The sequence below is a fragment of the Tamlana sp. 2_MG-2023 genome (assembly GCF_030548465.1).
Classification (GTDB): Bacteria; Bacteroidota; Bacteroidia; order Flavobacteriales; family Flavobacteriaceae; genus Pseudotamlana.
The window spans coordinates 362446-383695 of the sequence record NZ_JAUOSF010000004.1; the positions used below are offsets into that span (position 1 = coordinate 362446).

Annotated in this window: 15 protein-coding genes; 4 read left to right on the forward strand and 11 right to left on the reverse strand. The window is 34.8% G+C overall.

The window, feature by feature from the left end; translation table 11 throughout:
• Positions 1 to 88 precede the first annotated feature (88 nt).
• Positions 89 to 544 (reverse strand): DUF4442 domain-containing protein, encoded by a 456-nt coding sequence (locus Q4566_RS09085; protein WP_303420342.1) that lies wholly within the window; start codon positions 542 to 544, stop codon positions 89 to 91.
• A 147-nt stretch (positions 545 to 691) separates the two neighbouring features.
• Between Q4566_RS09085 and Q4566_RS09090 the strand changes: the two genes are divergently transcribed.
• The 4 genes from Q4566_RS09090 to Q4566_RS09105 all read left to right on the forward strand — a co-directional run bounded on the left by Q4566_RS09090 (position 692) and on the right by Q4566_RS09105 (position 4171).
• Entirely contained in the window at positions 692 to 1129 is a 438-nt protein-coding gene (locus Q4566_RS09090; protein ID WP_303420344.1) for a DUF4870 domain-containing protein, read from the forward strand.
• 140 nt (positions 1130 to 1269) lie between these two features.
• On the forward strand, positions 1270 to 1614 hold the full coding sequence (locus Q4566_RS09095) for a PadR family transcriptional regulator (RefSeq protein WP_303420346.1): 345 nt from the start codon (positions 1270 to 1272) through the stop codon (positions 1612 to 1614).
• Complete coding sequence (locus Q4566_RS09100) at positions 1607 to 3337, forward strand: PspC domain-containing protein (RefSeq protein ID WP_303420348.1); 1731 nt, start codon at positions 1607 to 1609, stop codon at positions 3335 to 3337. The genes Q4566_RS09095 and Q4566_RS09100 overlap by 8 nt, the downstream gene beginning before the upstream one ends.
• 111 nt (positions 3338 to 3448) lie before the next feature.
• Positions 3449 to 4171, forward strand: a complete 723-nt coding sequence (locus Q4566_RS09105; RefSeq protein WP_303420350.1) for a head GIN domain-containing protein — start codon at positions 3449 to 3451, stop codon at positions 4169 to 4171.
• A gap of 183 nt (positions 4172 to 4354) precedes the next feature.
• Here the strand turns inward: Q4566_RS09105 and Q4566_RS09110 are convergent, their stop codons facing one another.
• The 10 genes from Q4566_RS09110 to Q4566_RS09155 form a co-directional block, all read right to left on the reverse strand.
• Positions 4355 to 5164: a Cof-type HAD-IIB family hydrolase gene (locus tag Q4566_RS09110; protein WP_303420352.1), complete on the reverse strand. Its 810-nt coding sequence runs from the start codon at positions 5162 to 5164 to the stop codon at positions 4355 to 4357.
• Between the two features lie 271 nt (positions 5165 to 5435).
• Positions 5436 to 7694, reverse strand: a complete 2259-nt coding sequence (locus Q4566_RS09115) for a discoidin domain-containing protein (RefSeq protein WP_303420354.1) — start codon at positions 7692 to 7694, stop codon at positions 5436 to 5438.
• Between the two features lie 493 nt (positions 7695 to 8187).
• Positions 8188 to 11979: a chondroitinase-B domain-containing protein gene (locus Q4566_RS09120; RefSeq protein ID WP_303420356.1), complete on the reverse strand. Its 3792-nt coding sequence runs from the start codon at positions 11977 to 11979 to the stop codon at positions 8188 to 8190.
• Positions 11980 to 12459: 480 nt separating this feature from the next.
• Entirely contained in the window at positions 12460 to 14157 is a 1698-nt protein-coding gene (locus Q4566_RS09125) for an alkaline phosphatase (protein ID WP_303420358.1), read from the reverse strand.
• Between the two features lie 202 nt (positions 14158 to 14359).
• Complete coding sequence (trxB, locus tag Q4566_RS09130) at positions 14360 to 15340, reverse strand: thioredoxin-disulfide reductase (protein WP_303420359.1); 981 nt, start codon at positions 15338 to 15340, stop codon at positions 14360 to 14362.
• A gap of 150 nt (positions 15341 to 15490) precedes the next feature.
• A complete protein-coding gene (locus tag Q4566_RS09135; RefSeq protein ID WP_303420360.1) occupies positions 15491 to 17620 on the reverse strand; it encodes a SurA N-terminal domain-containing protein in 2130 nt (709 codons plus the stop codon).
• Between the two features lie 131 nt (positions 17621 to 17751).
• Positions 17752 to 19041: a hemolysin family protein gene (locus Q4566_RS09140; protein ID WP_303420361.1), complete on the reverse strand. Its 1290-nt coding sequence runs from the start codon at positions 19039 to 19041 to the stop codon at positions 17752 to 17754.
• Positions 19041 to 19235, reverse strand: a complete 195-nt coding sequence (locus tag Q4566_RS09145) for a hypothetical protein (protein WP_303420363.1) — start codon at positions 19233 to 19235, stop codon at positions 19041 to 19043. Before Q4566_RS09145 ends, Q4566_RS09140 begins: the two co-directional genes overlap by 1 nt.
• A 65-nt stretch (positions 19236 to 19300) precedes the next feature.
• Positions 19301 to 19855 (reverse strand): LPS export ABC transporter periplasmic protein LptC, encoded by a 555-nt coding sequence (gene lptC / locus Q4566_RS09150; protein ID WP_303420365.1) that lies wholly within the window; start codon positions 19853 to 19855, stop codon positions 19301 to 19303.
• Entirely contained in the window at positions 19855 to 21234 is a 1380-nt protein-coding gene (locus tag Q4566_RS09155) for a hypothetical protein (RefSeq protein ID WP_303420367.1), read from the reverse strand. The genes lptC and Q4566_RS09155 overlap by 1 nt, the downstream gene beginning before the upstream one ends.
• Positions 21235 to 21250: the final 16 nt, after the last annotated feature.

Sequence of the window (21250 nt, forward strand, 5' to 3'; positions counted from 1 at the left end):
AATGGTATTAACTATATGTTGCTTTATTTTAGTTTTTGTTACACTGTTATTACTCAGAGATTCGCCGAGGGTTCACTGAGATTCTGCGTTATAACTTCAGCTTCACACTCCATTCAAAATTAAACGTCGACACCACATCTCCAGCTTCATCAACACCAATAGATTGCATACTTAAAGTTTCACCTGCTCCCGATGCAATCGCCTTCTTTAATAATTCATCTACAAGTAGGCCGTCGTTACAAGTAAATGTAATTTTCCCAGTGGCCTTTTTAGTATAAGTTGCGTTATTGGCTGTAACCAACATCGATATCTTTTTTCCGGTATCTTGTACCTTCATCATCATTAAAGCACCAGTTGAAAACTCTGCAGCCATACCCTGTACAGCCCAAAACATCGACTTGAATGGATTTTGATTAATCCATCGGTGCTTTACCGTAACAACACATTTTTTAGAATCAATGTATCGTGTTCTCACACCACACAGATAGGCCGATGGCAACTTAAAAACAATATAACTATTTAATTTACTAGGTGTTATGTTCATGAGATCCGATTTAAGGTTTCACTAAGTTATAAAATAAAATGACAGTTTAAAATGTTAATTTTATGTTAATATTTAGTACTATGCGTAACATAATACCTTTTTAAAGACATATATTTGCATAAGAAACTATTATATGTTTATAAAATTATGTTAGATAACCACCAAAAAAATATAGCAACCTTCATCCATTTATCTACGTTCAGTAGGTTTATAATACCATTTGGAAACTTTATTGGGCCCGTTATATTATGGCTCGCTAATAAGGAAAAATCAGAGTTTATAGATAAAAACGGTAAGCAGGTTATTAATTTTCAGATTAGTATTTTATTATACGTCATTATAATTGCTTGTATCACTATTCCATTTTTCTTACTAAATATTTTTAGTGGTTTGGCGGTTAATAATTTCGACGCCTTTAATTTTAGTCTCAATCAGCCAGCGGTAATCATATTTTCAGCATTTGGCTTAGGTGCTATAGCTATTGTGGGCTTTATCTTAGAACTCGTTTTAATAATCATTGCGAGTTTAAAGGCCAGAGACGGTAAAATTTATCATTACCCATTAACCATTCAATTTTTAAAATAAAATAGCTGAATCATTTTCAGTCATCATCAATAATAAATCAAATCAAAAAACGAATTGTTTCATCATATTAAAAAAGCTTTGAATTCCTAATTGAAATTAATCGCCTCAGTAAATCTATTTAAAGCAAAAAAGTACAACACATGAAAATAGAAAACACAAAAGCCCAAATGCGTAAAGGCGTTTTAGAGTTTTGCATTCTATCGGTATTAAAAGATGAAGACGCCTATGTGGCCGAAATTTTAAGCACCCTAAAAGACGCAAAACTACTGGTAGTAGAAGGTACTATTTACCCTTTACTTACCCGGCTTAAAAACGCAGACCTTTTAAGCTACCGCTGGGAAGAATCTACTTCTGGCCCCCCAAGAAAATACTATGGTTTAACCGAAACAGGCAGACTGTTTTTAACCGAACTCAGTAGCACCTGGAATGAACTACAAAACGCCGTAAACATCGTAACAAGCCAAAAACACAACAAAAATGAATAAAACAGTCAACATAAATTTAGCAGGTATCTTTTTCCATATAGATGAAGACGCCTATCTAAAACTGCAAGGTTATCTGGAGGCCATAAAACGTTCCCTAGCAAACTCACAAGGCAGCGATGAAATTATAGCTGACATTGAGGCCCGCATAGCCGAACTATTTAATGAACGTGTTCAAAACAACAAACAGGTAATTAGAATTAAAGAAGTCGATGAGGTTATTTCTATCATGGGGCAACCTGAAGACTATGTGGTTGATGATGAAATGTTTGAAGATGAACCAGACACGAGCTATAAACAAAAATCAACTACTAAAAGGAAATTATTCAGAGATGCCGACAACGCTTACATTAGTGGAGTTTCTTCGGGATTAGCACATTATTTCGGTATTGATGCTGTTTGGGTTCGATTGGCTTGGATTCTCTTAGTTTTCGGAGCAGGAACAGGTGTTTTACTTTATATTTTGTTGTGGATTCTAGTCCCTGAAGCTAAAACAACAGCTGAAAAGATTATGATGACGGGAGAGCCTGTTAACATTAGTAACATTGAAAAAAAAATAAAAGACGGCTTTGAAAACGTGTCGCAAGCAGCTAAAAATGTTAGTGATTCTGTTTCTAAAGCAGCTAAAAATGTAGATATAAAAAAAGGCACCAACTCTATTAAATCGACGTCCAGAACTTTTTTTGATAGTCTCGCCGATGCCGTGATGTTACTCTTTAAAGTCTTTTCAAAATTCATAGGCATTCTACTTATTTTTATTGGAGCTTCCACTTTAATAGCGCTTATAATTGCATTATTTTCTGTAGGCGTAGCTGATATTATTCATATTCCAGGATTTGAAAATTTAGACATTTTAAACGTTGGAAACACACCTATTTGGCTGGTATCTTTGTCTGTATTTTTTGCAGTTGGAATCCCTTTCTTTTTCTTGTTTTATCTAGGTCTTAAAATTTTAATCAACAATTTAAAATCTATAGGAAACATTGCAAAATTCACCCTTTTAGGACTGTGGATTATTTCAATAATTTGTTTAATTATATTCGGAATAAGACAAGCTAGTGAACATGCCTTTAATGAAAGTTACATTGAAAAAACAGAATTACCTGTTACCGCTAATGATACCCTTATTGTAAAAATGGTGCATAGCCATAAATTCAATTCCAAAAGAAGACATGATGATTTTAAGTTAACCCATGATGACAACGGAAACAAAATATTATATTCCGCTGATATTCGCATTATGGTAAAGTCAACCACAGACACCATTGCAACTTTAGCTGTCATAAAAAATGCTGATGGTAGAAGTTTTGATGCTGCAATTTCACGTGCTAAAAACATCGATTATCATTTTGATTTTAAAAACAATACCTTGCTTTTAAACTCCTATTTAACGACGCACATCAAAAATAAATTTAGTGATCAAGAAGTAGACATCATCTTGTATCTCCCTGAAAATACCGTGGTATATTTTAACAGTAACACTGAAGATTATATTCATTACAGAACGCATGACGGCCATTTGGTTTCTAATAAAAGCACCAATCATTTTATAAAAATATTAGATAACAATTCGAAATGCTTAGACTGTCCAGACTCGGAAGAAGACTTTAATATTGAAGTGAATACACCAGAAATTAAAATTGACAGCAATGGTATAAAAGTAGAATCTGACGAGATAAAAATCAATATTAATAGTAACGGTATTGATATTCAATCGGACCGTTAACAATTCAGCAATAAAAATCAACAATTCAGATATTTAAGTTATTAATCAGTAACCTTTTAAAAGATATTTGAACTATTAATTAATCTTTTCATCATCAAAAAACGACCAATTATGAGCACATTAATCAAAATCATTGTAAGCACGATATTAAGTTTTATGCTATTATCATGCAACCTAGCGATCAATTCAGGTATAGAAGGTAACGGTCATGTTACTACCGAAAACAGACCTATTAACGCCCCTTTTTCAACTATTAAAGCTTCTCAAGGCTTAGATGTATATTTAACACAAAGCGAAGATGAAGGCATTACCGTTGAAACTGACGAAAATTTACAGCCTATTATTCTAACTGAAATTACCGATGGTGTTTTAAAAATTCACTTGAAAGAAAACATTGGTCGTTGCTCCTCTAAAAAAGTAACCGTTCGTTTTAAAACGATTTCTGAAGTCATATCCTCTAGCGGTAGTGATATCTACAGTACAAACACCATTTCTGTTGAAACTTTACATTTAAAATCAAGCAGTGGTAGTGACATAGAACTTGATGTAAACATCAAACAGTTAAGTTGCAAAGCTTCCAGTGGTAGCGATTTAAAATTATCTGGAAAAACCATAAACCTCATCGCAGAAGCCTCTAGCGGAGGAGCTATAAAGGCTGCCGATTTATTTGCTGAAGCTACTGAAGCTAAAGCCTCTAGTGGTTCTGATATTACAGTAAACACCTCAAAATCACTAATTGCCAAAGCGTCTAGTGGTGGTGATGTAAAATACTATGGTAATCCTGAAAAAGTAGAGAAAAGTAATAACCCTTCAGGTTCTATTAAGCAGAAATAGGTGCTAAAAACCAAACTTCTTATATAATAAAAAAGCTGGCTTAAAACACCCTAAAGCACTGATTTAAAACTTTTTTCAGCCGTCACATTAACAAACATTTGTTATGTGAGCCTGAAACAAGTTCAGTCTGACGAAAATGTCAATATTAAGTCAGCTTTATTTTTGGTTTAGAATACTGTATTTCTACCCCACTTTAGAAACCAAAAGTTTCTCTATAATGGTTTCTACGCCTTCATCGGAATTACTTTTAGTCTCAAATCTGGCTACTTTTTTAACATCTGGATGGGCGTTTGCCATGGCATAACTGAAATAAGCGAGTTCTAACATTTGCAAATCATTGTTATAATCGCCAAAAACTAAAGTTTCATCAACCTTAATCCCTAGTTTATTTTGAAGCATCGTTAAAGCATAACCTTTATTGGCTTCTTTATGGGAAATATCTAACCAGTTTTGACCAGAAACAGTCACTTGTAAATCCTTTGTTATGGCATCAATTTGAGGAAGCACGTCTTTTTCTGAAGATTCAAAATGAAAAACAGCAATTTTTAAAAATTCATCATCTTCGACTTTTGTTAAATCTTCAACAAGCTCATAAGAAGTATAGTATTCAGTGAATTTTGAAATAAAATCATCATTACGGCTTTCAATATAAGCACCTTTTTTTCCGCATAACACAATATATGCGCCTTCAATAGTCCGTAATTTTTCAACACAAACCTTTATTTCATCTGATGTTAATTTTAAGAGGACTTCCATGACATTATCATGTCTCATAAAACCACCATTTTCAGCGATTACTGAAATTTCATTTTTAATGGGATCCAATTTATCAATGATACTATGGTACTGCCTTCCGCTTGCGGCTACAAAATGAATATTATTTTCTTTAAACTGTTTAAACAGGTCAAAAAAACGAGCACTCACTTCGTGATTTGGATTGAGTAAAGTACCATCCATATCTGATACCACTAACTTAACTTTTGAAAAATCCATAACATCTTTTTGAGACCAAAAGTACAATTTTATTGCACCTTGATAAGCTTCATATATGATTTTTAAATAGTTATGAAAACAGCAGAACTTATTTTGAAATATTATTAGAAGAATGCCCTAAACCTTCTTAAAAAGACGGAATTTCCAAATAAGTAGTATGCATGTAAACCATAAAAAACCTAACATGTTCCCTCAGATAGAGCCAAGTTTTAAACAAAAAAAAGCAGATGAAGAAAACTCCACCTGCCTTAAAAGCTATTGCTTATTGTGACTAATTTTTAATTACACGCTTAGTTACTGCGTTATCTTTCCCTGTTAGTCTGAAAATATACATTCCAGAGTTAAGGCTTGAAATATCAACTGAATTTCCTTGGATCGCTTGATTTAAAACAACCTTTCCAACTTGATCGTAAACTGTTAAAGTGTCAAAACTAGCAGCACCACTAATGTTAACTGTGTTAACTGCTGGGTTTGGCCATAATTTTACTGCAGCTGTAGCTTCTTCTCCGTTTTTAGAGATTCCTGATTTAGATGTTGCTGAGCTTGCATATCCAAAAACTCTAAGTTCTTCAATACTTGCCCAGTCTCCCGAATAATCATCGGCTCCAGTAATCGTAATTCTTACATATCTGGCATCAATTTCACTAAATGCATTTGCAATTGGATTTGAATTAGATCCTCCTGTTGAATTGTTAGTACGATCTACAATTTCTGTATAGTTATTACCATCTGTTGAAGCTTCAATAGTATATTGGTAAGCACGATCATTGAAACAAATAACCTCAGTACTGTTAATAGTATAAAGTCCTTCTAGGTCAACAACCACCCATTCTGGATAACCTTCAGCTGACCATCTTGAATCTGAGTCACCATCTACTAAATTAGCAGCCGGGTTATGAGATTGTTCCTCTGAATAGGATACCGATTTCTCTAAAGCCACATTAGTTGACTCTTGAGGTTCAGTAGAACCATTATCATCACCGCCATCATTATCGTCGTCTCCATTTTCACCTTCACCTCCAAACACACGTAACTCTAATAAACTCACCCAACTCCCCGTATAAGAATCTGCTCCCGTAACTTCAATTTTCACATATCTTGCATTAATGCTATTGAAAGTATCGATAATCGGACTTGAAGCCGAACCTGGTGTAGAATTATTACTCCTATTAACAACTTCTGTATATGAACCGTTTTCTGAATCTGACACAGAAATTGTGTATTGATAAGCACGATCGCTATAGCATACTAATTCTGTACTTTCTAATGAAAACGCAGACCCTAAATCAATTGTAGCCGATTGAGGAAACCCTGAAACTGACCATCTAGACCCTGTATCTCCATCTACTAAATTAGCAACAACATTATCGCCATCGGCAGAACCTGTTCCTGATACTGATTTATTTAGGGCTAAATTATCGTCTGTTGAAGGTGCTACTACAGTAATTTCCATAGTATCTGTATGATTACCATCTGAAGTTGAAACTGTAATGGTAGCCGTTCCTGCTGAATTTCCAGAAACCACACCTGTAGAACTTACTGATGCTACTGAAGTGTTACTAGAGCTATAACTCACACTTTTGTTTGATGCATCGGAAGGACTAACTGAAGCAGATAATTCTTGAGTACTGCCTAATGAAAGACTTGCAGAACTAGGAGACAATGAAACTCCTGAAACTGCTATTGGGTCTGGGTCTGGATCCGGATTTGGATCAACTCCACCGCCGCCATGAACCACAGCATAATCATAAACGTAAACCTCTCCATAATTATCTGGATTATCAGTTTCGTCACCTTCTTTTTCTGGATTACTTTGCGTGTAGTTACCAACTTTAAAGTACGTTTCATCGTAATTTAAGTCCATAAGCACTTCGTCTCCATCATCTTTTACTAAATACTGAGAAGCGTTTCCACTATTATAGGCATTTAATAAGTTACCATCTTCTGAATAGTAGCAATAGTGTTTACCATCTTCTACTAAGAAAATAACTTCATGTTTATCTCCTAAGTTGTAATCAGATTTAATAGTTACATTATCTCTTAATTTACCTCCGTTAAAAGATAAAAACAAGTGTGAACCTTCTAAACGCATGACCATGGAATCATCAATACCATCATCTTTATTACCGTGAATTTGTGTAGCCACTAAATGCGACTTAACAATTGGCAAGTGAGTAATGGCTTGTTTTACATAAATCATGTGAGACCCATCGGTTGTCCAATAGATATCTGAATTACCACTTTCTGTTCTTTCTCTTAATTCTGAACGGATATAACTTGAATTTGGGGTGGTACCATTATCGCTACGTACGGGTGCAAAAAATACTAAGGCATCTCCTGCATCACTTACGTGGAAAAATTCGTTGTTTGGTTCATCACAAAGGGTTTTGTCTTCTACACCATCTGGATACGTAATTTTCCATTGGTTACAGTTTGACATAAGATCTGAGGGAATTTGTGCAGAAGCAAACTGAAAAGCTCCTAAAAACACAGCGCATAGGGATACGCGGTTAAATAAAAAATGTTTCATTTAGTTTAGTTTGAATTAATAAAATAGGTTAATTGGTAAATCACTTTGGTGTATCAATCTGGTTAACCAATGCGATTGTGACGCAATGTATAAGAAATCCTACTAACTAACAACTGAAAATCACTATTTTACAGTATTAAAATTGTTAAAATCGACAAACTGTATTCGGTGAATGGTTGTTTTTTAGGGTTAAAACACACTTGAAACCCCTGAAAAGTGTTGCTATATCTACAAAACAGACGCTTAAAAAATGATAAATACCTAAAATTTTAAGTAAAACTTTAAATAATTAAGACACCTATTTTATTCAAAAAAATTAAAAACTCTAATTTAATAAAGCATATAAATCGAGATTTAATTCAGTTTGTAAAATTTAACTTTCAAAAATAGACTCCTCTAAATATTCGTTTGGCAACAAGAAATTTCAACTATAGACATAAAAAAGGCAGATGAAGTAAACTCCACCTGCCTTAATATTATTAAATTCTAGCGACTATCTTTTAATAACGCGCTTTGTTACTACTTTTTCTTTCCCTGTAAGTCTAAAAATATACATTCCAGAATTAAAGTTTGAAATATCTACAGTTTCTCCTTGAATAGGCTGATTTAAAATAACTTTGCCTACTTGATCATATACCGTTAAGGTATCATAACCATCAGCACCACTAATATTTACCGTATTTATAGCTGGGTTTGGCCATAACGATACTGCTTCCGCGGAAGCGTCATTAACTTTAGAAGCACCTTCTTTTGAAGTTGACGAACTCGCATACCCAAAAACTCTAAGCTCTTCAATACTTGCCCAATCTCCCGTATAGTCATCTGCTCCAGAAACTGTAATTCTCACATATCTAGCATCAATTTCACTAAAAGAATCGGCAATTGGACTCGCATTAGAACCTCCAGTAGTATTATTAGAACGATCTACAACTTCTGTATAGTTATTACCATCTGTTGAAGCTTCAATAGTATATTGGTAAGCACGATCATTGAAACAAACAACCTCAGTACTGTTAATAGTATAAAGTCCTTCTAAATCAACAACCACCCATTCTGGATACCCCTCAGCTGACCATCTAGAATCTGCATCACCATCTACTAAATTAGCAGCCGGATTGGTAGATTGTTCTTCAGAAAAAGTCACTGATTTGTTTAGTGCTACATTTTCAGAATCTGGTGTCGTTGTAGAACCGCCTCCAGTTAATGTTAATTCATTAAAATAAACAGTAGCTTCACCTTCATCTTGTAAATACACCCCATTTTTCCAATAGCTTGGGAAAGTCCAAAAAGAGACATCTTCATTTAAAACTTCAGAACCATTTAATTCAACAATCATATCCCCTGAATCGATCGTGATATCACAATCAAAATAACCACTTGGCGTTGCTCCTAAATCAACATGACTAGTGCTTACCCCGCCTGAATCGGTTTTAACAGCAGCATATAAACGACCATCAGTTTGATATATTCTAATTAATGGTTTGTTTGGCCCGCTACCAACATTAGCATCATCATGAATTTGCATAATGGTTAATTGGTCACAGGTTTGCTCAATAATGTTCACATTGGCATGAAGCGTTTGTGTGCCATCGTTAACATACCAGTTTTCTAAAAATCTTAATTCCGTTCTTTGAGAAGTTGCCTCAGCATCTCTAGTTTGATAGAATGCTAATTTATTTCCATCGGCTACATAAAAAGTATTTGATGAATAACCAGCAATAATAGCAGCATCGGTAGCTTCAGTACCACTTAATGGTGACTGTAATTTACACTGTGCTAAATAATCTTGAAATTTTACAATATCATAAGGCGCATCAGCAGGAGTAGGATTTGAACCTTCACCTTCATACACTTGTACTTCTGCTAAAGACAAAGTACCATTTAAAGATACTCTAACAACTTCGCCATTCACATCTCCAGCATTAATAGTTACTGAAGGTGATGGTGGATTAGCTACTGTTTGTGAAAACGTCGTATTTCCATTACTGTCAATTACAGAAACTGTGAAATTTGACAATCTATTTGAACAACAGTTATCTGTTCTGTTGTAAATCACAATATCACCGATGCTTTGTGTTTGACCTAAATCAACTTGCCACCAAGCATCTGTTCCAGCCGAAGTATGAGTTACAGAACCACCCGACCAATTACCAGCAGTATTTCCATCAATCGCTCTAGATGGTATTCCTCCATAGCCCACAGAGGACTGCGTTGCTGTACCGCTAAGTGCTAAGTTAGATCCTTCACCTGTGTTCGCTTCATTAACCGTCACGCTAGTGGTATCGGTATGATTACCATCATCAGTAGTTACAGTAATTGTAGCGTTACCTGCTGCATTAGCAGTAACAACGCCACTTGAGTTTACTGATGCTACCGAAGTATTACTAGAACTATAGCTCACATCGGTATTTGAAGCATTTGATGGGCTAAGTGACACCGATAATTGCTGAGTTGCTCCTATAGAAAGACTCGTAGAACTTGGCGATAATGACACACTTGAAACGTTTATTGTTGAAGATGCCGCACCTTCTTGGCTCACGTTAATCGTCTGACTTGAAACTCCAGAACCACTTACCGTAACTGTTCCTGATCTATCAGAATCACTTGTGTTTTCAGAAACTGTAATTGAAAAACTACCATTACTAGAACCTGAAGTAGGCGAAATAGTAATCCACGATTGGTTATCGCTAACCGACCAACTTACGTTAGAAGATACATTTACGGTTTTCGTAGCGCCATCTGAAGCAAAATCACTAACCGAAGAAACCGTTAAATAGTCCCCAGACGAACCATTTCCTGTAGCATCTAAGAAACTCGCTCCAACCGAAACACCAACCATACTATTTGTATGTGGTGAAAATATTGCTGAACCATTACCACCACTAACTTCATGAGCACCGGCATCCATATTAGAATTTGGCCTTGTGCGTCCTTCTATATCATTATTAACTGTAGAACTGTAACTGCTACCTGCTGCATTTGCTGCAGGTCCTGAAGCACTAGGTTTAAAAATCTCTCCACTTGCAGAAAAATTAGCATTGGCCTGAGAAATTCCAGAATCAGAAATACCAATAGTAGCACCTCCAAAAATATTACCTTCATAAGTCATGCCTTGACCTGTTCCAGAAATATCACCGCTAACAATATCAGTACGATCTGTATAAACAACGTTATAGGCTAACACCCCTGTTGGGTCATAACTTGAACGGTCGTTATAAAAAATTGGAGAATCTACATTATATAAGGTGTTAAAAGCAACAACGATACCATCTACTTTTTGGTAACCATTTGTTATACCACCAGAAGTATCTGAACCACCAACTAAGGTGATTCCGTTATTCCATTTATCCCCAGCACTTACTAAGTCTTGAAAATAGTTATTAGTAATCACGTGGTAACTATCGGTAATTCTAATACCACCAGTACCTTCAACGTTTTCGCCTAAAAAGTAGTTTCCTTCCACTGTGGCACGCGCACCATGTCTCATCACTAAAGAACCTCTACAGCTTCTAAAGGTGTTGTTTCGGTACGTGTTATCAGCACTTTTATTAGTGATAATTTCATTCTCGCCATCGGCTTTGTAGAAATAGTTTCCTTCTACAGTTACGCTTGCACTTTTATCTTGAAATTCGCTTGTACCAACACGAATAGTTTCACTATCACCAGAGTGCGTCGTAGAGGGATCACGCTTAATATAATTGTAGAAATAATTATTTCTAATAATATGTCCAACAGGGTTAAAGTCATTATACTCTAACTCCACAAGCACTAAAGCTCCTGGGCTATTTTTGTTCAGAAAAGAACAATTTTCAACCACGTTATTTGTACCGTAAAGTACTATCCAGCGGTGCTTGTCTGTTCCGCTTGGCGTTAAGTTGTTAAAACCACAGTTTCTAATTGTAGAATGATTGGCGTAAGCGCTACCCTTTCTAAATTGAATGTGGTTGTTACTTCCTGCTCCACCGTTCCAGTAAAAGCCATCAATAATCACATAATCTCCAGAAATATCCATGTTGGTTAATCCTGTAAAAATTACACCACCTGGTGTTTCGGCTCTCAAAGTAATTGGATTGGAAGCCGTTCCATTTGCTGTAAAGTTGATACGTTGTTCAGCGCTATATGAACCGTTGGTCCAAGTAACCACATCTCCAGGAGATAGGCTTAAGCTGTTAAACTCATCTGCTGAGCTTACGGTGTAATCTGCACCAAAAGTTTGGAGGGCGCACAAAAAAGTCATCACGCACAGTGCCATATGGCCTATCCGCTTAAATAAAACATGTTTCATTTAGTTTAGTTTAATTTGTTAATTAATAAAATGGTTTAATTGGTAAATCACTTTGGTATATCAATCTGGTTAACCAAAATAATCGTACGGCAATGTAGAAGAAATCTTATCAACTAACAACTGAAAATCAATATTTTAGATAAAATACCCTTGTTAAAATCGATAAAATGCATTCGGTGAACGGCTGATTTTAAAGGATAAAATGAACCTAAATACACCGAAAACCATTGCTATATCTATAAAATTGGATAAATAAAAATGCTAAATACTTAAAAAAACAGCTAAAATTATAAACATTTAAAATCGGTTGTTTTTTATTAAAATTGAAATTTTGATATTCTAAAAAGTGACACAACAGTACTTTTTAGATTTTAAAACAGAAATCCGACATAAACTCTAAGGCTATTACTAAAATTAACGATAAAAAAAACCGCTACTCAAATAAGTAACGGTATTTTATATCAGCTCGTAAAAAGACTTCTATGCAAATGTAGCCGTATGGCCAATAGTGGTTGTATAAGATTCAGATAAAATAGTGTCTAGAAAAATCCATTCTGATTTCACTTCAGTTGAAGTAAAAGTAGCCATCATAAAGCCCCGCCTAGAAGCATCAAAATAACTTAAACCATCTACTAAAGTGGTCATAGCTTGCTCAAAACCTGCAATCATCTCTGGACTTGTTGCTCCTAAGTAAGTTTCAAAACCAGGAGAACTTACACCTGCGGTTGCCAATTCAACCCCAACTTCAGTTCCTTGCTGACTTGTTAAAACATTATGCCATGCATTATGGGTATCACCAGCTAGTGTCACCAGTTTTTTTCCGCTTAAAGCGTTATAAATAATTTCACGATCAACAGGATAACCATCCCAAGCATCTAAATTATAAGGAATAACCGTATTCACTCGAGCTTTTTCTGCATCTGTTAATGTAGGGTCACCTTGTTGTAACCTAACCTTGATAGTTGTTAATTCTGTAAGTGTTGTTGCAAAATTTTCAGACCCGAAAGCCATGAGTAATTCTGCTGGAATATACATATTCCCCATTAATACTTGCTGACCTAAAACTTGCCATTTGGCGTTATTGCCTTGCAATTGATTCGTTACCCAACTGAGTTGCTCTGCACCAAGTAGGGAACGCGAAGGATCACTTAAGGCGGTTTGAAAAGCTAACCCGTCAAATCCTGTGGCTGTAAAATAATCGGCTATATTTAATTGTTTATCACGTCCAATCACACGTGTGTCAAGCATAACAAGATTAACCAAGTTTCCTATATTAATGCTACGATAAATAATATCATTTTTACCTGCGGACAACTGAGAAAAAGGCAAAAACTCGCTATAAGCTTGAAGGGCATTTTGTTTACGTGTTTCAAAAGAACCTTCGGTCGCTTCATCGTGATTTTCAGCACCATCTTTATACGTATCATTAGCAATTTCATGATCATCCCAAACACAAATAAAAGGTTTCTTTTGATGCGCTAATTGCAAAGACTTATCTGAACGGTATTGTTTATAACGTGTTCTATAATCTTCTAATGATAAAATTTCATGAGCAGGCTCATGTAGGCGGTTTAAGAAAGCATTCTCTACAGATGCACCATATCCGCCAGCTTCATATTCGTAAAAGTAATCCCCTAAATGCACGATGATATCAGCTTCGGAAGTCGCCATTGCATCATAAGCATTAAATAATCCTGCTTGATAATTAGAACACGAGCAAACAGCCAACTTCACTTCTGAAGCTTGTTCTGGCAATGTAATGGTTTCTCCAACCACTGAAATCGCATTGTCATCGCTATTTATAAAGCGGTAATACAATTTTTGATCTGGTTCCAATTCTGCTAACTCTACAGCAATAGTTAAATCACGAGAAGTCTCTGTGATTATTTTTCCAGATCTTAAAGTGGTATCAAAAGTAGCATCGGTTGATACCTCCCAAATAATTTCGCTATTTGCATTGGCATAGCGTGTCCAAATAATAACACTTGAACTTGTTGGATCAAAACTTGCGACCCCTTGATCAAAGTTTTTGTTTGTTAGTTGTGATTCGTCATAGTCTTCTTGAAAACTGTCGTCGTCATTACTACAACTAATGAAATTTGGAGCTAGAATAATACCTCCTGTTGCTATTAGAGCCTTTTTTATAAAACCTCTTCTACCTGTGTTATTTTGTGCCATTTGTCTTTTTGTTCAAATTTGCTCCAATAAAAACACACCGAGGTTAGAAAATCTTTAATTGTATGTTACTTTATATTGGATGATTTATATCATTAAAAATGAAAAGTTATAAAAAATTTAAAACATTAGGCATAGTCTATGAAAACAAAAAACCCGAAGCCTAAGAGCTTCGGGTTTAATATATATCTAAAAATATATTGTATTAATTGTAAGTCGACGTTGCTACTTCAAAATTAGCATCTTTAGAAGCTAAATAACGTTCAGCATCTAGAGCAGCCATACATCCAGTACCAGCAGCCGTAATAGCTTGTCTGTAAACATGATCGGCAGCATCACCAGACACAAATACGCCCTCGACATTAGTTTTAGCTGTTCCTGGTACATTGATAATATAACCAGTTTCATCTAATTCCAAGAAACCTTTAAAGATATCGGTGTTTGGCTTATGACCAATAGCCACAAAAAATCCAGTTGCTGGAATATCTTGTTTTTCTTTAGTTTCTTTATTGTAAACACGTACCCCGTGAACCACTTGCCCGTCACCTAAAACTTCATCAGTTTCAGTATTGAAAAGGATTTCAATGTTTTCGGTGTTTTTCACACGGTCTGCCATGATTTTAGAGGCTCTAAACTCATCTCTACGCACAAGCATCGTAACTTTTTTACAAAGTTTCGATAAATAATGTGCTTCTTCACATGCAGAATCTCCGGCACCTACGATAACCACTTCTTGGTTTCTGTAGAAGAACCCATCACATACGGCACAAGCAGAAACTCCACCACCAAGTTTTAAATATTTTTGCTCAGAATCTAATCCTAAATATTTGGCAGAAGCTCCTGTAGAAATAATCACTGTATCAGCGTGTATCTCTTTCTCTCCATTAACCCAAACCTTATGTACATCTCCAGAAAAATCAACTTTAGTAACCCAGCCATCACGAACATCTGCTTCGAAGCGTTCCGCTTGTTTTTGCAGTTCCATCATCATTTCTGGCCCAGTTACGCCTTCTGGATAACCTGGGAAATTCTCAACTTCATTAGTTGTTGTTAATTGACCTCCAGGTTGCGTACCTTGATATAAAACAGGACTCATATTCGCTCTTGCCGCATAAATCGCTGCGGTATAACCTGCAGGTCCCGAACCTATAATTAGGCATTTTACTTTTTCTATTGTATCAGACATAATCTTAACTTTTTAACATCACAAAAGTAGGTTTTTTGTTAGAAAACTTACAGTTAAGTTATCAACAGTTTTTATAAAGTCATAAAATTTAACTATATAAAAAAAGCCTCGACAAACGAGGCTTTAATTTTAATCTATGTTTTTAAACGCTTATTGAATTTGCGTTGCAGCTCTATTATCTTCAATTTCTGCAGATTCTTTTAAGGCATTGTATAATCTAGAATTTACAATACCTGTTTTTTGTTGCTCTACACGGTTAGCAGCAGCTTGGTAGTTATCTAATTTCACTGCTGGAGTTACCTTAGTTACTTGCACCGCATACACACCTTTTACACCTTCTAATAAACCAGAAGTTTCTCCTTCATTTAATCCGAAAGCCGCTCCAACAACGTATGGCTCTCTTCCTGCCCCAGAAATTGTTGGGTTTTTCATATTAACTCCTGTAGCAGCTTTTACTGTAGTTTTTTCAGCTGCAGCGATATCTTCTAAACTTTCAACAGAAATTCTATCTTTAATCATTTCAGCTTTTTTCTCTTTTCTAAGAATTGGTAAAACTGTCGCAGTAGCATCATCAACAGACATTAACCCTGCTTCGTTTTGCGCTACTACTTGAGCAATTACATAACCCCCAGGAATGTTGAAACGTTTGATGTCACCAACTTCAACTTGTTCTTCAAAAGCCCAACGTACAATTGGTCTTTGGTTTCCAACACCAGGAATACTTTCATCTAAAACTTTAATTCCATTTACTGGTCTCACAGTAAATTTGTTTTCTTTTGCTACTGCTTCAAAATCACCTTCTCCAGCATTAATTTCAAAGTTAGAAGCATCTCTAAATACTTTATCGGTTGTAGCTTCAGATGGCTCGATTCTTCTAGCAATCGTTCCAACCTGCACTGCTTTTTTAGGATCTGTAAGCCCTTCGATTTCGATAATATGAAAACCAAATACAGTTTTAACAACTCCTAAATCTCCAACTTCTCCACCAAATTCAAAATCGTTAAATTCTGGAACCATGCTGTTATATGGATGCCAGTCGTAACGCCCTTCATTAGTAACACTTCCTTGATCTGAAGAATATTCAGTAACAAATTCAGAAAATTTAGAACGATCCGTTTTTAATACTGTCAATAAACTATCAGCAAGTGTTTTAGCTTGTTCCTGTGTTTTAGTTACTTCTGGAGTTGCACTTTGCGCACCTAAGTGAGGAATTAAAATGTGTCTCACTTTAGCTGAGTCTGGAATTTGCTTTACAGCAATTACTTTAGATATCTTAAAGAATCCTGCTTCTTTATAAGGACCATATACTTCTCCTTCATTTAGGTTAAAAATATCGTCAGCAAACTCAGATGTTAAACCTCCTTTGAATACAAAATTATCATTGAATTTAATATCTGATGCTGCAACAGAGTTGATATAATCTTCATTATCTGTAGCTTCAGAAAAAGCCGTAATCACGTTTTTTCTCCCGTCTGCATCAACTAATTGTCCCTTTTTGTATCTGTTTAATTCAGCTTTTATACTCTTTTCATCTTCTATAGAAGCTTCTTCTTTAAATTCTACAAAACGAATATCTCTTGAAGCTTCAACTTCAAATTGATTTTTGTGTTCATTGATATAATCTGAAATATCAGATTTTGATACTTTAACTAAGCTATCTGAAATTGTAGAATAAGCAATTTGAACATATTTAAGATCCACTTTGTTTCCTTCTAAATTATGCTCTAATTCACCTTCAGCAAGCGTACCTACTAAACCAGCTTTAACCATATTGTAATAATTTTGGTTAAGTGCGTTGGAAGCGATTTGCTTTTCGTAGTTTACCCAACTTTCAAATCCTGCTGGAGAAGTTTCTTTTAAGTTAGCAATGTATTCGTTCAATTTATTTTCGTCGAATAAACCAGCTTCATTTAAAAACTCAGGACTTGTAGCTAAAGATGTTCTCAATAAATCTCTCATTTGATCTTTCTCTACAGTAATTCCAAGCTCTTCAAATTGAGTTTCCATAATGGCTTGTCTTACTTCTTGCTCCCATACACGGTTCATCACCTGAGTATTTGTTGCAGAGGGTCCAGCTTGTCTTTGAGCTATCTCAACCTTTTGTAAAAAGGCTTCACGCGTAATTTCTTTACCGTTAACCGTAGCTATAACGTTTTGCGATTTTGCTGTAAGTGCATCTGAGTTTTTGAACAAATCTGCCAATACAAAAGCAAAAAGCGCTAACGCAATAATTAATATTAAGAATAGTGAACGTTGTCTAATCTTGTTTAAAACTGCCATTTGTAAATTAAATTTTTAATATCCTTTTGGGGATTTCTAGTTAAGTTGCTGTCAATTACACGCTAACTGACAAAAATATCGTGCGCGAAAATACCATTTTCCTTTTAATAATAAAAATAGAACTATGTATTTTAATCGTCATCTAACACAATAAGTTCGACCAAATCAATTTTAGTATTTGACACCTCTAAAATGGTGAATTGAAAGTTGTCTATTTTAACGATATCGTTTTGAGTAGGAATTTCTTCGGTGTGGTTTACGATTAAACCACCAAGTGTTTCATAATTCTCACTATCAGGCAGTTCAAGCTTATAAGTTTCATTAATATAATCGACTTCCAAGCGGGCTGAAAACTTATAGGTTTCATCATCAAGAATATCTTCAATCAAATCTACCGAATCATGTTCATCTTCAATTTCTCCAAAAAGTTCCTCTACAATATCCTCAACGGTCATGATGCCTGATGTTCCTCCATATTCATCTAAAACTACAGCAATACTGCGTCGTTTTTTAGTGAGTACACTAAGTACATCTTTAACTAATACTGTTTCCGGAACAAATTCTACAGGCGTTATCATAGCCTTGATGTTACTTGCTTTTTTGAATAACTCGAAAGAATGCACATAGCCAATCACATCGTCGATCGTTTCTTTATAAACGAGTATTTTAGTACGGCCTGTTTCGGTAAATAAAGCATTTAGCGATTTTATAGAATCGTTAATTTCAACGGCAATGATTTCAGTTCGAGGAATCATCACTTCTCGCGCTTTAACTTCTGAAAACTCTAAAGCGTTTTGAAAGATTTGAATTTCACTATCTACATCGTCATGAGATTCTACAGATTGCATTTGCTCACTAATATAGTTTCCTAGTTCAACCTTGGTAAAGGCTAATTGAATTTGGTCACCTTCTGTTTTAAAAAATACTTTTAAAAGAAAATCGGAGATCCAAATCACAAAATCTGATACCAATGAAAAAAGAATATAGAAGAAGTACGCCGGAATCGCCAAAGCTTTAATCAGGCTATTGGCATAAATTTGAAAAAATACTTTAGGAAGAAATTCGGCCGTAATTAATATGACTAATGTTGAAATAATAGTCTGTGAAAGCAAGCTTAAATCGGTTAATAAATAATCGATAAAAGCATAAGATGTTGGCACTAATGACTGAAACCAGTCTACCAATAAATCGCCCATAAAAAACCCATAAATAACCAAGGCAATATTATTACCTATAAGCATTGTGGTTATAAATTTTGAAGGTTTTGCGGTAAGCTTACTTAAGGCTTTTGCCAGTAAACCATCTTGTTTTTTTTCAATTTCAATATGAATTTTGTTGGAAGACACATAAGCGATTTCCATTCCTGAAAAAAAAGCAGAAAGAATTAAAGTCACTACTATTATAACAACAAAGGCACTCATTAGTTTGAATTGTCTTTATCTTGATATTTCTTTCTAAATTTTGTTCTAAAGAAATACATAAAAATAGCCAAGCCAGCTAAGGCCAAAGACAAATAAGCTTGTCCTGGATCTTTATTCCATTTTGAAACGCCATCATATATAAAAAGTACTGCGAATACTAAATAAGCAATGTGAAAAATCTTAGAATATTTCATTGGGTTTGTGTAATTTACTAAATGTAAAGATAATTAAAATTGAGAAGCTGATTATAATAATAGAATTATTCTTCTAGAGTAATAATTCCAGTAACTTCTAGAACTTCGGCGTTCGTGAATTTTGTATTTGAATCAAAGCCATGACCATTAATAAGGTCTTGCTCAGATTTAAATGAAACCGCTTCATTGGTATAAAGCCATTCATTTTTTTGATCGTAAAACAACTGATTGGTTTTTAAAACTCGATTATCATGCGTTGTTATTACCACATTGTTTTGCATATCGATGAGACCAGTTTCGGTATAAATAATAGCATAATCTGCTAAGACAATACTTTTTTTATTATTATCATCGAAAATATCCAATTCTACACCGTCTACAAATTCCCTGTAAGGAAAATCCCTGTTTGAATAATCTAACGCTTTGGTACTAATTAAATTAGCTGTTATTCGCCCAGAATCGGTATATTTTAAATTGAGGTTATAATCTACAGTGAAGGGTTCATTTTCTGAAATCCCTATCTTCTGTACTTGATCGAAATTGTCATTACAAGAAAAAAACATAGCCACAGTAAAGACCGTGACTATGTTATAAAATTTATTTGTAATACTTTTTTTCATTAAATATTTGGCACCTTAACAGAAGATCCAATCCAACAACCAATGCTAATAGTTTGACCTGCTCTTCCTGAACTAAAGATTTCAGCTTTTTGAGGCGCTTTATGTTCATAACTTGCTGCAGATTTCGATGCTGCACTGTTCATAGTTGGGTCTACACGAGCTGCTTTTTTAGCTTCATCGGCAGCTAGCCAGTACACGGCTCTTTTATCAAAATTGCTTTCTCCACAGTTGTTTGCACTTGCGGCATACATGGCTGCGATAGCGATATGAGGTCTTCCGTTTGACGGGTTAAGGTTTAGTGCTTTTCTGTAATAATCTCTTGCCTTAGAATAACTATGCTTAGCCTTAAACTTTGTAGCTACTCTATAGTAAAGTTTAGACTTTTTAAAGCTATCTTTTTCTAAGCTAATCGCTTGCTCATAAAATTTAATAGCTTCATTCGTTTTACCTTCTTTGTCTTTTAAGATCCCTAAGTAATATGCTGAATTTGCTGAAGGACTTATATCATGGTAAGCATTAACTAACTTAAAGAATAAAGGATCTGATGTACATTCTTTCTCAGACATTTTCCCTGCTGCTCTTTGTAACCATACAGCATTAGTTTTATTCGCTTCAAAATCTTTAGTGTATAAAGGAATTAAGTTTTCACAATTTGCTCTATCCCCTAATTTTTGATCTATACCAGAAGCAATTTGATCGTAAGCTTTTAAATAGCTCTCGTAATACTTCTTGTATTTAGCTTCCTTTTTAGTTAAAGCAGTTCCAGCTTCTTCTTTTTCAATAATTTTATTTAAGTCTTCAGAGTAATTCTCAACCTCGTCTTCTACTTTCTCAGCAATATCATCGTATTTGTTAAATAAATCTGCTGCTGGTTTTTTTCCAGCATCATATAAATCAACCATTAAAGAGAAATAAGTGTATAAACTTTTCGGATTTGAAAACGTTTCTTTGTCTAAGTTGTAAGCATCGTCAAAACATTTATATAATTCTTCATCCGTTTTCTTTAAAGCGGCTCTATTGTCGTACATTAACTGACAAGATTTCGCTGCATATTCACCTTTTGGTGTTTTAGATCCAAAATTTAAAGCTCTTTCGTCCCAAAGTTTCACAAGGTCGTTAATAAACGCCACCTGTTCTGCCCCAGTACTGTTATCAATCTTATGATTTAAGATTTTTTCCCCATCTGCATAGATAGCATTACTGTATTTTGGGCATTTTTTTCTTACAGCCATCCAAGGCTCATAAGCAGCATCATAATTTTTAGACTTTGCATACTCATGAAATATTGAAAGTTTTGAAATGCACTCTTCATCTTGCTGTGCAAAACCAAAATTTACTCCAATAAACAATAGTAATAATAATGTGATTTTTGTTTTCATAGTTAATTAATTCAGT

Coding starts and splice junctions, on each gene's coding strand:
- Q4566_RS09120 (WP_303420356.1), bottom strand. CDS start 11,979: ATGAAACATGTTTTATTTAAGCGGATAGGCCATATGGCACTGTGCGTG.
- Q4566_RS09135 (WP_303420360.1), bottom strand. CDS start 17,620: ATGGCAGTTTTAAACAAGATTAGACAACGTTCACTATTCTTAATATTA.
- Q4566_RS09085 (WP_303420342.1), bottom strand. CDS start 544: ATGAACATAACACCTAGTAAATTAAATAGTTATATTGTTTTTAAGTTG.
- lptC (WP_303420365.1), bottom strand. CDS start 19,855: ATGAAAAAAAGTATTACAAATAAATTTTATAACATAGTCACGGTCTTT.
- Q4566_RS09090 (WP_303420344.1), top strand. CDS start 692: ATGTTAGATAACCACCAAAAAAATATAGCAACCTTCATCCATTTATCT.
- Q4566_RS09125 (WP_303420358.1), bottom strand. CDS start 14,157: ATGGCACAAAATAACACAGGTAGAAGAGGTTTTATAAAAAAGGCTCTA.
- Q4566_RS09115 (WP_303420354.1), bottom strand. CDS start 7,694: ATGAAACATTTTTTATTTAACCGCGTATCCCTATGCGCTGTGTTTTTA.
- Q4566_RS09095 (WP_303420346.1), top strand. CDS start 1,270: ATGAAAATAGAAAACACAAAAGCCCAAATGCGTAAAGGCGTTTTAGAG.
- Q4566_RS09100 (WP_303420348.1), top strand. CDS start 1,607: ATGAATAAAACAGTCAACATAAATTTAGCAGGTATCTTTTTCCATATA.
- trxB (WP_303420359.1), bottom strand. CDS start 15,340: ATGTCTGATACAATAGAAAAAGTAAAATGCCTAATTATAGGTTCGGGA.
- Q4566_RS09110 (WP_303420352.1), bottom strand. CDS start 5,164: ATGGATTTTTCAAAAGTTAAGTTAGTGGTATCAGATATGGATGGTACT.
- Q4566_RS09145 (WP_303420363.1), bottom strand. CDS start 19,235: ATGAAATATTCTAAGATTTTTCACATTGCTTATTTAGTATTCGCAGTA.
- Q4566_RS09155 (WP_303420367.1), bottom strand. CDS start 21,234: ATGAAAACAAAAATCACATTATTATTACTATTGTTTATTGGAGTAAAT.
- Q4566_RS09140 (WP_303420361.1), bottom strand. CDS start 19,041: ATGAGTGCCTTTGTTGTTATAATAGTAGTGACTTTAATTCTTTCTGCT.
- Q4566_RS09105 (WP_303420350.1), top strand. CDS start 3,449: ATGAGCACATTAATCAAAATCATTGTAAGCACGATATTAAGTTTTATG.